Origin of the sequence: Streptomyces sp. WAC06614, assembly GCF_003949795.1 — a bacterium.
Lineage (GTDB): Bacteria > Actinomycetota > Actinomycetes > Streptomycetales > Streptomycetaceae > Streptomyces.
Map to the genome: position 1 here is coordinate 1 of NZ_RPRY01000618.1, position 1,913 is coordinate 1,913.

General features: G+C 72.1%; 2 protein-coding genes. Both read left to right on the forward strand.

All coding sequences use genetic code 11. From position 1 onward, the window contains the following. Positions 1–388 precede the first annotated feature (388 nt). Positions 389–1,234 (forward strand): AfsR/SARP family transcriptional regulator, encoded by an 846-nt coding sequence (locus EF918_RS35335; RefSeq protein ID WP_125652930.1) that lies wholly within the window; start codon positions 389–391, stop codon positions 1,232–1,234. Positions 1,235–1,302: 68 nt separating this feature from the next. Continuing rightward, positions 1,303–1,913: ScbR family autoregulator-binding transcription factor (locus EF918_RS35340; protein WP_148141346.1), on the forward strand; the 611-nt coding region annotated here is incomplete at its 3' end.

The following is a 1,913-nucleotide window of genomic DNA, read 5'->3' on the forward strand; positions in this document are numbered from 1 at the left end:
GGTCTGCTGGTGGGGCCGCTGGTGGGGCCGCCGACGCGGGGGTCGGTGGGGTCGCTGATGCCGTGGGCGGGGCCGGGTGTGAGGAGCTCTGTCGGACGTTCGGATCAGACTGAACGGTCTGTTTGAATGGCATCGAACGGGCGTCCCGGTGTGCTTTGTGGTGCCCGTCAAGGGCGGGTCTAGGGGTTCACGGCATCCTTCGGCCCGGTGATAGGTAGCTCAACTCCCTGGTCAGCAGCGGTTCTTGAGTGTGGGTGGGGTCTTGATGGTCCCCAAAACAGCACGACCGGTTTGATATTGACAAACCGTCGGTCCTGTTTTCTACTGAATCTGCGACTCATCCAATGACTGGGGTCTCCCGGCACCAGCCCGGGGGAGGGAGTACGGCGTGGACATCGATGTACTGGGCGCACTGGCCGTGCGGGAGAACGGAATCTCCATCACGCCCACCGCTCCGAAGCCCCGACAGGTCCTGGCGCTGCTGGCCCTCCATGCGGACCAGGTCGTGCCCGTCTCGGCGCTGATAGAAGAGCTGTGGGGCGGCGAACCGCCGCGCAGCGCGCGGACCACCCTCCAGACGTACGTGCTGCAGCTGCGTGCCCTCATCGCCACGGCCCTGGAGGCCGGACAGGGGAGCGACGGGGGCGACGGGGGCCCTGTGCGGACCGCCAAGGACGTGCTCGTCACGCTGCCCGGCGGCTACCTCCTCCACAGCAACGGCGGCACCAGCGACGTCCGCGAGTTCGACCGGCTCGCCGGCACCGGCTACCGCGCCATGGACGCCGGGGACTTCCCGGGCGCCGCGCGGCAGCTGCGGGAGGCGCTCGCGCTGTGGTCGGGGCCCGCGTTCGCCGACGTACAGGGCGGGGTGCAGCTGGAGATGGAGACGCGGCGGCTGGAGGAGACCCGGCTGTGCGCGCTCGACCAGCGCATCGAGGCCGACCTGCGGCTGGGGCGCCACCGCGAACTGCTCGCGGAACTCACGGTCCTGGCGAGCCGGTACCGCACCCACGAGAACCTGCACGGGCAGTTCATGCTCGCCCTGCACCGCTCGGGGCGGCGCGGCGAGGCGCTGGACGTGTACCAGCGGCTGCGCGGCACGCTCGTACGGGAGCTGGGGCTGGAGCCGTCGGCGGCGCTGCGCCGGTTGCAGCGGTCGATCCTGATGGCCGGGCCGGAGAACGCCGCGGAGGTCGCGGTGGAGGCCGGCGGGGAGCGGCTCGTCCGGGTCTGACGGGCCCGCCCTTCCAGCTTCCCCCCACCTTTCCACGTGGTAGCGGCAGGCGAGAGGAGACGGTCGCGGTGCAGGAGAGGTCGGAACGGACGCGGCGGCGGCTGGTCATCGCCGGGGCCGAGATGTTCCACCGCAACGGATACGCCCACGCCACGCTCGGTGACATCGCCGGGGCGGCCGGGGTGACGAAGGGGGCGCTGTACTTCCACTTCGCCTCCAAGGACGAGCTGGCCGAGGCCGTGCAGCAGCGGGGCTGTGCGCTGCTGCACGCATCCGTACGGGCGCTGCGCGAGGCCGGGGCCTCGCCGTTGCAGGCCCTGATCGACACCACGCACTGGCTGGCGCGGACGCTGCACGAGGACCCGGCGGTCCCGGCGAGCTTCCGGATCACCAAGGAGTGCGCCGGGCAGCGGCCGCCGGTGACCGACTTCTACGCGGCCTGGCTGTCGGCGGTGGGAACGCTGCTGCGGCAGGCGCGGGACGCCGGTGAGCTGGGCGAACTGCCCGCGCGGGGCGGCTGGGAGAGCGTGGAGTCGCTGGTCGCGGCGGCGGCGTGCGGCATCGAGGTGCTGTCGGGCACCGGGATGCCGTACGGGGAGCTCCAGCGGAGGGTGGCGGCGCTGTGGGCGCTGCTCCTGCCGAGCCTGGTCCCTGCGGGGCGGGCCGGGGCCTACCGGGT